Origin of the sequence: Lysinibacillus sp. NPDC092081 (assembly GCF_044755845.1) — a bacterium.
In the GTDB taxonomy this organism is placed as follows: Bacteria; Bacillota; Bacilli; order Bacillales_A; family Planococcaceae; genus Lysinibacillus.
The window spans coordinates 77,319-91,140 of record NZ_JBIVRU010000007.1; the positions used below are offsets into that span (position 1 = coordinate 77,319).

Genomic DNA, 13,822 nt, shown 5'->3' on the forward strand with positions numbered 1-13,822 from the left:
GAAACGGTTAATGAACCTGTCGTTCTAGAATCAGATGAAACTGTTAATGAACCTGTCGTTCTGGAAGCTGTTGAAACGGTTAATGAACCTGTCGTTCTAGAATCAGATGAAACTGTTAATGAACCTGTCGTTCTGGAAGCTGTTGAAACGGTTAATGAACCTGTCGTTCTGGAAGCTGTTGAAACGGTTAATGAACCTGTCGTTCTGGAAGCTGTTGAAACGGTTAATGAACCTGTCGTTCTGGAAGCTGTTGAAACTGTTAATGAACCTGTCGTTCTGGAAGCTGTTGAAACGGTTAATGAACCTGTCGTTCTGGAAGTAGCTAAAGTTGTTAACGAGCAAGAGAACGCAAATAGATCCCCTATTTTTAAAAATTATGAATGTGAAAATTCTGAACCTATATCAGGGGAAATATATGAAACCCAAGTACAAATTATTGAAGAGGTAAACAAGCAACCTGAGCAAAAAGACGAATCACCTAAAGAAAGCCAGAAAAAAGATAAGAGTTCTTTATTTTTTAATTTCTTTCGCAAGTGGAGTTAGTTTAAAGTTGTGGTGCACAGAGTCTATGGAGATTTTACGATAAATCCGTCCAATACGTATGAAAATACATATTGGACTTTTTTCTGTCAAATCAATTATGCCTCGGCATAATTGCCGTTGTCGCTACGCTTTCGGTACAAAAGACACATGCTGAAAGAAGTTAGCAAATTGGCAGAACGTCAAATTCATTAGAGAATACTTGCCATTGACAAAAACGCCTCTAAAGAACCTCAATATTTCCGCATATAAAAATTGCAATAGAGTTAATTGCCCCAAACCCTATAATCTTAGCTGAATAGAATAATGAAGAAAGGGGGTGTAAAAATGTGTATGAATTGTATGAATTCAGCGTGCGGCAGCTGCGCAAATCAAAATAATGAGTGTACTGCACTTGGTCCTTTTGAAGCTATAGAAGCTGCATGTATTACTACTCCACCAGCAACAGGCTCCATCATCCCATTCTCTTCAGGAATAGTTCCTGTTGTTTTAGTATCACTTGCTAGTGGCTTAATCGATACAGTAAGTCTTGTAGGATTCGGCACGTCTATTCCAGGGGTAACTCTTACTGGTACAAATATAGATTTAACAGCTGTTACAGGAACGGAAGCCTTTTCAGTTCCACGTGCTGGTACTATTACATCTATTTCTGCGTCCTTGTCCGCAACAGTTGCATTAACCCTTACAGGGACAGCAACAGTCAGAGCACAAATTTACCGCGCGGTTGCGGGAAGTAATGTTTTCAGCCCTACAACAGCATTTGTTGATTTAGCACCAGCTCTGTCAACAATAGCAATAGGTACTATTACATCTGGTACCGCAAACGTTGCACCAGTGCCAGTAGCTGCTGGTGATCGTTTATTAATGGTGTTCTCCGTTACTTCCTCAGGGATTGTTACTACTATTACTGGTAACGCAAGTGCAGGAATTAATATTGTATAAAAGATATGTTCATAAGTTAGATTAAAGCTACCATACAGTATTATTATCCATGTATAATACGAAAATCACTTGAAATCAAATGCAAATAAAGTAGGCATTTTCCCATAATCGGGAATTCGCCTACTTTTCGATTAAAAAATATAGTTATAATTTCGCCAAAGCCTTTGAAAATGAGTGAGATGATGCTTTCCATGCCAAGCATATAAGGCTACAGCTTTTTCAAGTGTCATTAATCCTGAATCAGGATGATTAAATGCTCGTTGTAATTGCTCTGCTGTTAAGCTTGTTAGCAAATAAACCGAACGTTCATGTAAGCTCTCAATCATTAAGATGTTGAGACAGTATTTTCGAATCAGGACCATAGCCTTTGAAAAAGTACCTCTCATCACTAATACCTAATTAATATTACCTGATGGGTATAATGTAGTTCCTCCAATTGAAACTTTTATTTCATTAGATAATGGAACATTGTATTCATCAATAATTGTTCTCCACCAATCCCATGCAAGACCTGTACATTCTCTTGCATAAATTCTTATATTTTTTGAATTAGGTAGAAGTGGTATTACTGTAGAGAAATGAGCTGTTTTGTCTTTCCAGTTTCCATCCCAAGTTTTATGGGATAGTACTTCTTTCCCATTTTCATCATATGAAAATTCGTCCCAGGCTACTTCAAATTGAGCAACATATGCACCATAATGATCAAGGATGATGCTGCCTTTAGAATATTCTGTAGCTGTCGTCTCGATATAATCTGTATTGTTATGAATAGCAGCAATTGAATTATCCTTTAAGAAAACACTTGTATATGATATTGGGTATGCTGGGTTTTTAAGGCTAAATTCTGCATTATCTTGAATTATTTTTCTAATATCATTAAAGTCTTTTGAGACAACCTGATTATGCTTTTGTGAATCTCCGCCTAATACTACAGCAGTAAAGGAACTTTCTTCAAAAATATCTTTGTACTGACCACTAGTTTCTACATTGGTATTGACATCTTTTAGTAAGGCTTTAAAAGCAGCTTGTACATCCTTGCTCTTAGAGCTTGTTTCTAATTTCACATAAATTGTTCTGCCATACGCCACATTTGACACCATAACGGGAGGGGCATCATTACTTACCCCTTTACGGGTTAACTCTTCAAAATGAACACTATCATCAAAAAGGTCTGATGGATTGTTAGGTAGTTCTGCACTTACGGTATAAAATATTTGTTTATATGCCGCAACCATCACTTTTTTCTCTCCACTCGCAATCGCATTAAAGTCAATTCCTAGTGAATTGTCAAGAACTTGGGCGTTAACATTCATAGCGCTTGCTATTTGAGATTTGCTATAAACCATAGATTCTGAATACTGTAGTCTTGCGGGTAAAGTATGGGTTGTTGAATATTTTTCACTCCAAGTAGATACTAATTCATCTACCGCCCCAGACACATTACCATATGTTGGATTATCCACAATCGTGGTATTTTCCCTTTTCATGCCAGGTAAATCTATGCTAATATTTAGCGGTTTTCTTTTGGCCACCAATAAACTAGGTTGATTGTCTGCAAAAGCTTTGTTTGCAAGTTGTAATGCTCCTGGATATGTACGATTCGCCATAGAATCGATAATTGAAATATCTACCGGTGAAGTTGTAAGTGATTTTTTGTTACGTTCAACCACTATAAATTTATTATTTGAGTTAATACCTTCTTTTGGGACAAAACTATCAACCTTGTCACCATTCACTGCTAAAACTTCGCTGTTATTGTAGTTCAAGTTTGCTATACCAGTATCAATGTCATTAGATTTACTTTTTTCACTAGCTAAATTAGTATCAAGTGTTTCAGCAAAGGAAATAATCGGATAATTTATGATGCATAAACTAACAGATAAACATACTAGAAATTTTATTACTTTAAAATAATTTCGAATTCCCAAAAAAACCACTCCTCTTTTAGGAAATTATACCATGAAAATATTTAATTCAAATACAGTAGTTTAGTATCATGTTTGGCTTGTTGAAGAACAAATGAATAGTTAATATAACATATTTCAATTATCAACTTTAATCACTATAGTCGCAACACTTACTGTAATACCCTCCAATGAGAGTACAGCATTTTTAAACTAAATTGTTCCGTTAATTAAATAAGGCTGTTTTCTAAAAGATTGTTGCTATTAAAACATAAAGACAGATTAAATCTACAAAATGTGTAGAGAATGAACTTTGTCTTTTTGTTTTTATATTTCGCAAACCGAATTTTTAACTAAAGCACTCAGATAATTTAAATATGATTTCTCATAAATTTTTGGATATTCGTAACAAGAAGTGGATTACCTTATTTATTATTTTACTCACGATGTACAGTAATTAAATTTCCCTTCCTATGCAATTTCTCCATAGCCTTCAATAATGCCACCACAAATATTTCCATTATTAAATCATATATGGTAAAAGCATCTAAATAGCACCACCAGATGCCCCTGCTAATGCAACTAAAACATCTATTTTCCCTTGCGTTTTTGCACGTGTGGAAGGTTCAGTCGAATCAACTATTTGTGCAGTACCACTAATTAAGCCAAAGTTCCAGCCTAACCCAAGTAAAGAAAGAGCTACGATTAATAGAACCATAGAATCGTTTGGTACGAATGCCGCTAATAAACCAGCACATAACAAAGTCACTCCTGAAGCAATACTCATGGCTGTTCGTCCAATTTTATCAACAAGAATACCTGTTACAAGCGACGGAAGATACATGGAACCCACATGAAAACCTATAACAATTCCTACTTCCGATAAACCATGTCCATGATGTTTCATATGTACTGGTGTCATCGTCATGATAGCAACCATTACAATTTGAGTAAGTACCATAACCGTTGCACCGACTGTAAGACCTCTTTTATTGATAGCTTTTTCACTATAGGATTCCGTCATATTTCCGTATTCTTTCTCTCGTCGTCCGCTTCTATCATTTTTGCAATTTCTAACGGATCGGGGCGTAACATAATAAAGAGCACAAGACCTGACCTGCTAAGATAAATGCTTAGGTCTTCAACCGAGAATTCGCTTGAATTTTATCTTTCCATTACTGGGATGATTTCTTTATCTAACAGTTTGTCATATAGTTGATTTGATTTTTCCACAGGGGGCGTGCTATATTTTTCAACGGATTTCTTCCATTCTAATGTGAATTTATCTGCGTTCGCTTCAACCTTTGCTCCGTGATAAAAATCACTGCATTCTCAATAAGCATTTCTTGTACAAGCTGACAACGAAATTGAACAAAGCAATGGCGTAATAGTTCCTTCACCTCTGGATGAACACGAAAACGATTAATTGTTTGATAGCTCACTTCAAACCTTGAGCTAACCACATTATTCGAATTTTATTGAGGTTATGTCCAAACCTCTTCTTATTTATTCTCCTAGATCAGATGAAAAGGAAATCTCACGTGTATCATCAATTTTTTAATAAAAAACAAAAAGTTCTGTCTTACTCCAAAACCGTATAGGCACTCTAGTCGAACCTATACCTCGATTTACATACAAATTACATGTCTGCCGAAACTCAGAGTACCGAACGCCAACAAAGGAATACCTGGAATATATATCATTTTAAACAAGAACCTGGAAAGATAATACTAAAAGCTTGAAGAGTCCGTGTAATACCGGACTCATTTTGAGCAAACTTCATATGAAATAACCATTTCTAACTTTTCCAGGTCACTTTAAATTTTATTTTATTATAGGGTTGCAGTTTATATTTTTCGATTTTTCTTTAGTGGGATTATTCATATCTTTTACTTCTAATTTCTTTTTGCTTAAATAAACTGCTCGATCCGATTGTTTTGCAACTTCTTGTGAATGCGTAACAACAATTACGCATTTATTCTCTTGATGGGCGAGCTCCTGAAACAACTCAATAATCTCTTTTGCTGTTTCTCCATCAAGGTTTCCTGTTGGTTCATCAGCAATAAGTAAATCTACATTGCAAGATAGTGCTCGAGCAATTGCTACACGTTGTTGTTGTCCACCACTTAGTTGTAAGACGTTGCGTTTCGCTTCTACTTCTGTGAGTCCTACCTTCTCTAATAATTCTAATGCTCTCGCTTTTTTATTTTGTACCTTCACACCTGTAATTTCCATTGCCGTTAGTACATTCTGAAGAGCAGTCATATAGGTAATCAAATTATAGGCTTGGAAAATCACGGATACATGCTGATTACGGTATCGAACCAAACCAATTTTTCGAATATCCTTGCCATTATAAAGTACATGACCCTGCTTAGGTAAATCCAGCCCACAACCTAAGCTAAGAGTTGTAGTTTTACCAGATCCAGATGGCCCTAAAATCGTGTAGAAAAGCCCTTTTTGAAAAGAAAAATTAACATTATCTAGTATCGTTACTTTTTTCCCGTTACTTTCATAATAATAATCTAAGTTTTTAAATTGTAAAATCGTCTCCATATCGAGCCTCCTTATTCATCTTTTAAAAGAATTTGTTTTGGATTTAACCGTAGAATAGATAATGCCGGAAGAAGAGCAGCTAATATAGCAATGACTAGTCCAATTCCCCCCATTTTTCCTAAATCCTCACCTGTTACACTTACATCAATTTTATCAATTGGATCCTCTGTTTCGTTTTGTAAAGTACCACCAGGTCCAGACACCATAACTACACCACCATTTTGTGGATTGTCTTCTTCTTCGCTTGCCGTAGCAATTTCATTAGAAAGTAAACTATTCCCTATAAATTGAGAAACTTTAGCTCCTGTTGTTAGGGATACTCCAAACGCTAAAATAGCGATACATACTACTTCTACTACAAACTGCGCCATCAGTTTCCATTTTTTCTCTCCGATAGACAATAATATCCCCATTTCCTTACGACGTGCTTTAATCGATAACATAATGATTAATCCTAAGATAATAGCACCTGCAATAGATACAATATAGATAATCATTTGAGAAGTAGAAGAGATATTTTCGATAGGACCAATCATTTGTTTGTACAACGAATCATGTGCATCTAACTTAAAATACTTAAAATCAATATCAGATTGTTTTGCTTCTTTTTTAAATGCATCAATGTCTAGTGGATCGTTCAAGAAATACACAACTTGAATGCTACTCATATTACCTTCATCTGCTTCTAATTTTTTTAAAGTAGAGTAAGGCATATATAGCTTATTAGCTGGATCCATCATAGGAGGGGGGTTTTGAATCATTCCTTGTTCTTCCGTTTCGTAAATACCAATAATTTCAACTTCAAGAGTTTTCTTCTTATCCCCTGATTGAATTTTAACTTTATCTCCTACTTTTATTTTGTTTTGTTCCGCTAATCTTTTTTCCATTAAAGCTACATTCTGATCTTCCATCTTTTCTGTAATTGGTTTTCCATCAATGATTTTACTTTTCCCATTTTTAAAGCTTTCTTGTAATGAAGTCTTCCGAACTCCTTCTATATTAAAAAAAGAATTCATATCTATTTCTATAGCTGAACCTGATCCTCCTGCTACACCCGCCATTGCCGCACGGCCTGCTCCTTCGTCGTCTTCTCCTTCTTCTGGAGCTCCTACTAATTTAAGCCCCTCCGAAATTCCCAAAGTACCGGTTATATAATTATAGTCTTTTACATACTGGGACTTCGCTAACTGCTCTGCTTCTTTTATGTTGAGATCTGGCACAATAGGCATTTCGCCAGTTTCCCTTGCTTGTTTTCCTAATTTATCAAAATCAAGACCTAAAGTAACATCTGCACCCAGTTTTTTTCTTGCTGAATCAGCAGCTTTTTGTGATGCATTTTGGATTGCGAATCCTCCCAGTACCAAATTTGTAACGATAAGGAATACCGCCATCAAAATTAATGATGTTCCTACTCTTTTTTTCATACTAAGAATTGCGCGTTTTATAAAATTCATTTTTCCTAACCTCCTTGATAGTTGTTATTCTATATATGCTATCTGGAGTTTGTATGAAGTTATCCAGGAGTTCGTATGGAGTTATTCAGGAGATTGTATGGAGTCAATTTTATTACCCAATTATTTTTTCTTTTTAAATAAATATTTACTTAGTTGGATGTTATTCCCTTTTTGTTCATTCAATGTGCAATCATAACATCATATTGTTGTAATCCACTTTTTCTTCTGGTGATTGATTTGAGATATTCCCTATTAATGGGTTTATTATAAAGGCTTGTAATGCAAATCCGTAATCACCGATTACTTCTGTTTCTTCTACACATAGTTCCATAGTTTTCATTACTTGCAGCCATCCTCTTTCAGCCGGTTGAAACGTACCGAAAGCAAATAATAGCAAGTATTTGTATTAAGTCATTTATACTTAAAATTACACAATGCATATTTCATCATTATACTATTCTTCATTTCCTTTAATAATAAGTTCGTTGCTATCCCTACATTTAACTCTTGTAGTTCATCCAATTCTCATGAGTAATACAGACCAAAATAACTTATTGAGTGGCAAAAGCTTTAGTTTCATTTGAACAAAAAGTACCCTTCGAAATAGGGTTCCCATCTAAAGGTATAATTTAATGGAAGAGACAGTGATTATTTTGCTCTGAAGCACACATTTTTGCTCCAGTAGCCAGATAAAACTTACATGAGTTCATGTAAGTTTATAAAAAAGAAAAGATCATACGAATGGTTAACAGAACCATTTGTATAATCTGTATTCTTACTAATTATATAAAAAATGATATATCAACAGTTTGACATGTTTTTAAAGTGGTAAAAATATTTTTCACCGTTTATTTGTACTTAATTACTTTTGTACTCAATTACTTGTAATACTTTTAATTCGATACATTTAGAATATTCTTCTATCATTTCTTCCGTTTCTCCTCCTTTAAACTGCACCTCTTTTTGTGCTTTTGCAATAACTTCAATCACTTCTTGTGTAGATACATTCTTAGATGATGCAATTTCTACAACCGATTTACCAGTTGCCAATTCTTGTTTTAATTCTGTTGCATTCATTTTTAATAAAGAAAATAGGTCCTGATTATTTAAAAACGCATTTGCAAAGTAATCCGGCTGACCATCTGTTGTAAACAAAGCCTCATCAGTAAAACTATATTGAGTTGGTAGTTCTTTACTTTCTTGAGTTGGTAACTCTTTACTTTCTTGTTTTGTTGTTTCATCCGTTTTTGTGTTAACTATTTGTACGGGTTTCACTGACTCATCTTTCAGAATTTGTTTAGCGTAAGTATGCCCACCGCCTACTAAAAATGCTGTTGAAATACCAAGTGCAATGATTAAATTCTTTTTACTCATCTTAATTCCTCTTTGCATTTATATGTATTACATAAACAACTATTGCTGAACAATGTAAAGATAAAATCAGATTAGGTGAATTCGGAATGAAATCTTCTACAGAATTCAAAAAAATGTATCCAAAACAATACCCAATTCACCTAATCGCAAATTAGAATGCGAGATCGCTTTTATGAATTGTCCTTAACTACCGTTTGTTTAAATTCTTTATTATACTTTTTTGACCCACTAGTTAGACACGTCCTCTCGTATTCTCAATTTTTTTGATTTCATAATACATCCACCTACATTTTTCACAATCGTTTATCGTTGTGGAAATTTAAAGGGAAATGAAGAAAGTCATTATAAACCCCAAACTTATACCCTCTTTCCTTATAAAAAGAAATAATGTTTGGAAGTACTTGAAGTGTTTGACGTACTTCATGCATGAGTACAACTTCTATATCTCTTGTAGTTCCATTTTTTATATTTTCTACAATTTGATATGGGTTATTTTTCAATTTCCAGTCTAAAGAATCAATTGTCCAATCCCATACTTTAATATTCGCTTCTACAATTTGATTGCGAAGTTGTTCATTATCTAAGCCTGGTACTGAACCGTATGGAGCTCTAACTAATTTAGGGTTTTCACCTGTAATATCATGAATTATAGCAATTGTTTCATTCATTTCTTGTACAAACTTACCATCTGTGTATAAACTTTTCCTATTATGTGTCATACTATGTGCTCCTACATAATGCCCTTCAGTCGTAGCTCGTCTTACATTGTCTTGTAAATTCTTATTCTGTAAATTAACCCCTTGCATAAAAAAAGTTGCTTTTACATCATGTTCTTTTAAAACATCTAAAAATTGTCCCGTCAATTGACTAGGACCATCATCAAATGTTAGATATACAACTTTTCCTATGGGTCTAATCGATAGTTTATTCTCTACTTTGGGCTCCTCTTTTATGACTTCACTTTGCTCCTTTGATGCTATTTGTTTACTTTGTTCCGTTGCAATTATTTTGACAGATGGTGCTTCGGCTTTCTCTCTCATATGGAACATTAGAATAGTAGTTAGAACCATTCCCATTATTACTATCCAACTTTTCGTGATAGTTTTTCGTGATGTTTTTGTTTTCATATTGTTCAACCTCTCCTATTCAAAAGCTAGTTTAATTGAACAATATAAAGATAAAATGCAGATTGTGTCGAGTTAAATTAAAGAAGATTACTGACTCATTTAATTGAATAGTGTATGGTAACTTTACTTTCTCAACGGTTCATTGGTTTATCTATGAACATAATGCACGGTCAGGAATTAGTTTTACTTCATATTTATCTTTTCTTCATTTTATCTTTATCTAGGTATCTTACTATTGGTTCACGTTAAGCAACGAATTTAATAGTTTGGAGTATGAAAAAATGAAGAAAGATAGTTGGAGTATCTTTTAGTATCTTTTAGTTGTGCTAGTATTGTTTATCTGATGTATGTTACTCAAGGTAATCGTGCTGAGATAATTGAAATTGATAATACTATAGTAGAAAGTAATACCATTGATTTATTAGCAGGAAAAAACATTGTGATTGATCCTGGTCATGGCGGCGTTGATATTGGCACAACTGGCTTAACCTATGGAACAAGAGAAAAAGAGGTAAATCTTACAGTAGCACAAAATATTAAGCAGGAGCTTGAAAAAAGAACAGCCGCAACAGTCATCCTAACACGTGATAAAGATATAGATTTAGGGCGTAATCAACTAGAAGCTTTACAAAAAAGAATTCAGATTGCCGATGTTGCTTCAGCTGATTTGTATATTAGTATTCATCACGACGCTTTTACCGATCCTAGTGTTAAAGGAATAACTGTTCATTACAGTTCACATCAAAATAAGGGTGAAAATTTAGCTTAAATCCTGCTAGCATCTATCTTTAAGCAAAGTATTGATGCCAAAAATCGTGGTGTAAAAGACAGTGATTTTTATGTTTTAAAGAACAATTCTGCTCCTGCAGTATTACTAGAACTGGGCTTTACGTCAAATAAAGAAGATGAAATCCGAATGGTTTCTAAAGATTTTCAAAGCAAAACCGCTATATCTATCATAGATGGGATTATCGAATTCTTTGCAAAATAAAATCATTATGAAATTATGTAGCTCTATAAAAAACAGCTCATACGAATGGTTTATAAAACCATTTGCATGAGCTGTTTTTCACTCTTTAATTGGTAGATAAAAATAAAACTGTACGCCATTTTTTGTATTGCAAACACCGTATTCTACTCCATGTAGCATTAATATATTTTTCGAAATTGCCAGTCCTAAACCAGTACCACCGTCTGACCTTTTTCTAGAAGCATCAATCCGATAAAAGCGCTCCCAAATTTTCTCTAGATGTTCTTTTTCAATATGAGCACCTTTATTCTCCACACTTATTTTCACCAGTTCTCCTTTCACCTCTAACGCCAAAATTATTCTTTCTTGCGAAGGCGAATATCGAATAGCATTCGTCAAAAAATTCGTAAGAACCTGTTCGATACGGCGTTGGTTGGCTACTACTTCAATCTGTGATAAATGTGTCTCAACTTGCAATTGTTTTTGCTGTATTTCAGGCATTAGTTTTTCGCAAATCTCTTCTAATAGTGAATGGATATTAAAAGAATCCATTTGCATTTTATACGTACCCGATTCATACTTTGCTAATTCAAGCATATCGATAATCAATAAATCCATCTTATCGACTTCTTTTTCCAATGCATTGAAATAATACTCTTTCTTATGGTTTGCAACATTCCCTCTCAATATCGTTATACAGCTTTTCATAATGCTTAAAGGTGTTTTTAATTCATGTGATACACCAGAAATAAACTCTTTACGCGTATTTTCTAGTTTTTTTTCCTTTTCAATGTCTTGCTGTAGCTGTTCAATATACTTACTTAACCCGTTCGAAAGTAAGTTGATATTCCTCGATAAGTCTCCAATTTCATCATTTGACTGAACAGCAATTGTCTCAGAAAAATCTAAATTCGCTATTTTCTCCGTTGTACGATTAATCCTTAATAATGGCTTTGCAATTTTTATTGAATAGTAATAAGATGCCAATATTATTAATAAAGAAACGAAAGCAACAATGTAAATATAATATTCTTCAATCATTTGCACAGCTTCATCAACTGGCTGTAGTGAAGTCATTGAAAATATATATGAATTCGTTTCATCTGATTTTGCTATTAAAATCTTGTATTTAATATCATTTTGTTCATAATTAATTAGTGTTGTAGTGGAATTAGGAAAATCTAGTTCATCTAATAATAGCTTATTTTGAAAATCTTTAATTTGCTCTAAAAATAATGAATTAGAATAAATGACGTTGGATAAATCATTACTTTGTGGAAGTTGAATATTAATAACTTCCCCTCCTAGATTAACCAAATCATTTTTATTAGATATATATATTTCTTTTAAATTCTCCCTAGTTATTCCCATTTTTTCATAGAGCATTTTGTTTCTGAAAGTAAAAGATTTATTTTGATTTCTACTATACACATCATTTTCAATATTTATTTCGGCTGGTTCTATCATTATTTCGACTGGAGTTATTTGCGACTCTTTCAAGATTCCAATTACATATACTTGACTATTCTTCAATAATGATTCCGACAGCGGGACCGAATTATCATCATCAATCATATATAAAGGAACTTTAGTTGTTTTCATACCAAGTAGTGTTTGATAATACTCATTTAATTGGATTTCAATGTAGAAATCATCCTCATGCTTTAAATGACCATACTGATCCAATATTGTAATCCAAGCATTATTTCCTTCAGCAAAATCTCTTTCTAGCTGCTGAACTTTTGCAATGTCGTTACTATTTTTTCGATACTCTTTTTCAAATACAGTCAAATTAGATTCTAAATCTTCTACTTTTTTATTCATATAAAATTGTTTGAAGAATATTGTTTGTCCTACAAAAATGGTAGCCAAAATAAGTACACAAAGCATAGTTGTTAATAAAAACAACTTAAATACAATTCCTCTTTTCATCGTATATCCTCGAATTTATAGCCTGTTCGAACAATCGTTTTTATACATGTGGAATGGTCACCTAATTTGTTTCGCAAGTTTCGCATGTGACTATTAATCGTTCGGTCATCTCCAATATGTTCATAACCCCATACTTTTGTTATAAGCTGATCTCTAGTTATAACTATCCCTTTATTTTCCATAAAATACAGTAGCATTTCATATTCTGTATGCGTTAAAGAACTCTCTTCATTATTTACTTTTACAGTCCTAGACGGAATATGAATTTTGATGCCACCACTTTCTAGATAATCACCTACTACATCATTTTTCTGTCCTCGCTGATGTAATAACCTTTTGGCACGTGCTAATAAAACTAATGGATTGTAAGGTTTCGTTACATAATCATCGGCTCCTAATTCAAAACCTAATAATGTATCATCTTCATCTGTACGAGCAGTCAACATAATAATCGGGATATTGGAAGTATTTCTAATTCGTCGGCAAATAGTCCATCCATCCAATTTAGGTAGCATAATATCTAATATAATTAAACTAAGCTCATTTTCTTGAAATACCTTTAGTGCCTCTTCACCATCTTTAGCTTCTAATACCGAATAACCTGCGTTCAGAAAATAATCTTTAAGAATTTCTCGTAAAATATCCTCATCTTCTATAATTAATATTGGACCTATCATTTTTATCCCCTGCTCCATTATTTTATGTTTTAAGTTCATATTAAGCGAGTAAGCAAGTAGAATCAACGACATTGCTATATCTTTATCTAATCTTCATATCAGGTAGACACTGTACGATACGTCTTTTCTTCTTCTGAGGCCAATTATTATCATCATGGTTGTACTGATTTACTGGCTAACGATTCAATTAACACATTCATATTCTATAGAAAATATTGATTCTTCTAATAGTTAAAACTACCTTATTTTTTATTCTTTAATTTACCTCGATCTAATCTGCATTTTATCTTTATCTCCATCTATTAACTTATATTCAGAACGATTTGCAAAACATTTTATATGCAAA

General features: G+C 33.5%; 10 protein-coding genes and 4 pseudogenes. 3 read left to right on the forward strand and 11 right to left on the reverse strand.

The window, feature by feature from the left end; genetic code table 11:
* Together ACIQLB_RS12750 and ACIQLB_RS12755 are read left to right on the forward strand one after the other, a co-directional pair.
* The coding region (locus tag ACIQLB_RS12750) for a hypothetical protein (protein ID WP_400726076.1) at nt 1-543 on the forward strand (543 nt) is incomplete at its 5' end.
* Nucleotides 544-867: 324 nt separating this feature from the next.
* On the forward strand, nt 868-1,482 hold the full coding sequence (locus ACIQLB_RS12755; protein WP_400726079.1) for an exosporium glycoprotein BclB-related protein: 615 nt from the start codon (nt 868-870) through the stop codon (nt 1,480-1,482).
* Nucleotides 1,483-1,613: 131 nt separating this feature from the next.
* Here ACIQLB_RS12755 and ACIQLB_RS12760 read toward each other — a convergent pair whose 3' ends face one another.
* The 9 genes and pseudogenes from ACIQLB_RS12760 to ACIQLB_RS12800 form a co-directional block, all read right to left on the reverse strand.
* On the reverse strand, nt 1,614-1,868 hold the full coding sequence (locus ACIQLB_RS12760) for a DinB family protein (RefSeq protein ID WP_400726082.1): 255 nt from the start codon (nt 1,866-1,868) through the stop codon (nt 1,614-1,616).
* A 9-nt stretch (nt 1,869-1,877) separates the two neighbouring features.
* Nucleotides 1,878-3,419, reverse strand: coding sequence for a thiol-activated cytolysin family protein (locus tag ACIQLB_RS12765; RefSeq protein WP_400726085.1), 1,542 nt, complete (start codon nt 3,417-3,419; stop codon nt 1,878-1,880).
* 517 nt (nt 3,420-3,936) lie between these two features.
* A pseudogene (locus ACIQLB_RS12770) lies at nt 3,937-4,502 on the reverse strand (MFS transporter); the annotation flags it as partial.
* Between the two features lie 51 nt (nt 4,503-4,553).
* A pseudogene (locus ACIQLB_RS12775) lies at nt 4,554-4,866 on the reverse strand (transposase); the annotation flags it as partial.
* Nucleotides 4,867-5,210: 344 nt separating this feature from the next.
* The gene (locus ACIQLB_RS12780; protein ID WP_400726087.1) at nt 5,211-5,942 is read right to left on the reverse strand and encodes an ABC transporter ATP-binding protein; all 732 of its coding nucleotides are present in this window, start codon (nt 5,940-5,942) and stop codon (nt 5,211-5,213) included.
* An 11-nt stretch (nt 5,943-5,953) separates the two neighbouring features.
* On the reverse strand, nt 5,954-7,396 hold the full coding sequence (locus ACIQLB_RS12785; protein ID WP_400726088.1) for an ABC transporter permease: 1,443 nt from the start codon (nt 7,394-7,396) through the stop codon (nt 5,954-5,956).
* A gap of 250 nt (nt 7,397-7,646) precedes the next feature.
* Nucleotides 7,647-7,781 (reverse strand): annotated as a pseudogene (locus tag ACIQLB_RS24630) (6-phospho-beta-glucosidase); the annotation flags it as partial.
* A 473-nt stretch (nt 7,782-8,254) separates the two neighbouring features.
* The gene (locus tag ACIQLB_RS12795; RefSeq protein ID WP_400726093.1) at nt 8,255-8,770 is read right to left on the reverse strand and encodes a hypothetical protein; all 516 of its coding nucleotides are present in this window, start codon (nt 8,768-8,770) and stop codon (nt 8,255-8,257) included.
* A 293-nt stretch (nt 8,771-9,063) separates the two neighbouring features.
* Nucleotides 9,064-9,897, reverse strand: coding sequence for a polysaccharide deacetylase family protein (locus ACIQLB_RS12800; protein WP_400726096.1), 834 nt, complete (start codon nt 9,895-9,897; stop codon nt 9,064-9,066).
* Between the two features lie 343 nt (nt 9,898-10,240).
* Here ACIQLB_RS12800 and ACIQLB_RS12805 point away from each other — a divergent pair.
* A pseudogene (locus ACIQLB_RS12805) lies at nt 10,241-10,888 on the forward strand (N-acetylmuramoyl-L-alanine amidase family protein).
* Between the two features lie 78 nt (nt 10,889-10,966).
* Here the strand turns inward: ACIQLB_RS12805 and ACIQLB_RS12810 are convergent.
* Both ACIQLB_RS12810 and ACIQLB_RS12815 read right to left on the reverse strand, forming a co-directional pair.
* Nucleotides 10,967-12,799 (reverse strand): sensor histidine kinase, encoded by a 1,833-nt coding sequence (locus ACIQLB_RS12810; RefSeq protein WP_400726099.1) that lies wholly within the window; start codon nt 12,797-12,799, stop codon nt 10,967-10,969.
* Complete coding sequence (locus ACIQLB_RS12815; protein ID WP_400726102.1) at nt 12,796-13,476, reverse strand: response regulator transcription factor; 681 nt, start codon at nt 13,474-13,476, stop codon at nt 12,796-12,798. The genes ACIQLB_RS12810 and ACIQLB_RS12815 overlap by 4 nt, the downstream gene beginning before the upstream one ends.
* Nucleotides 13,477-13,822: the final 346 nt, after the last annotated feature.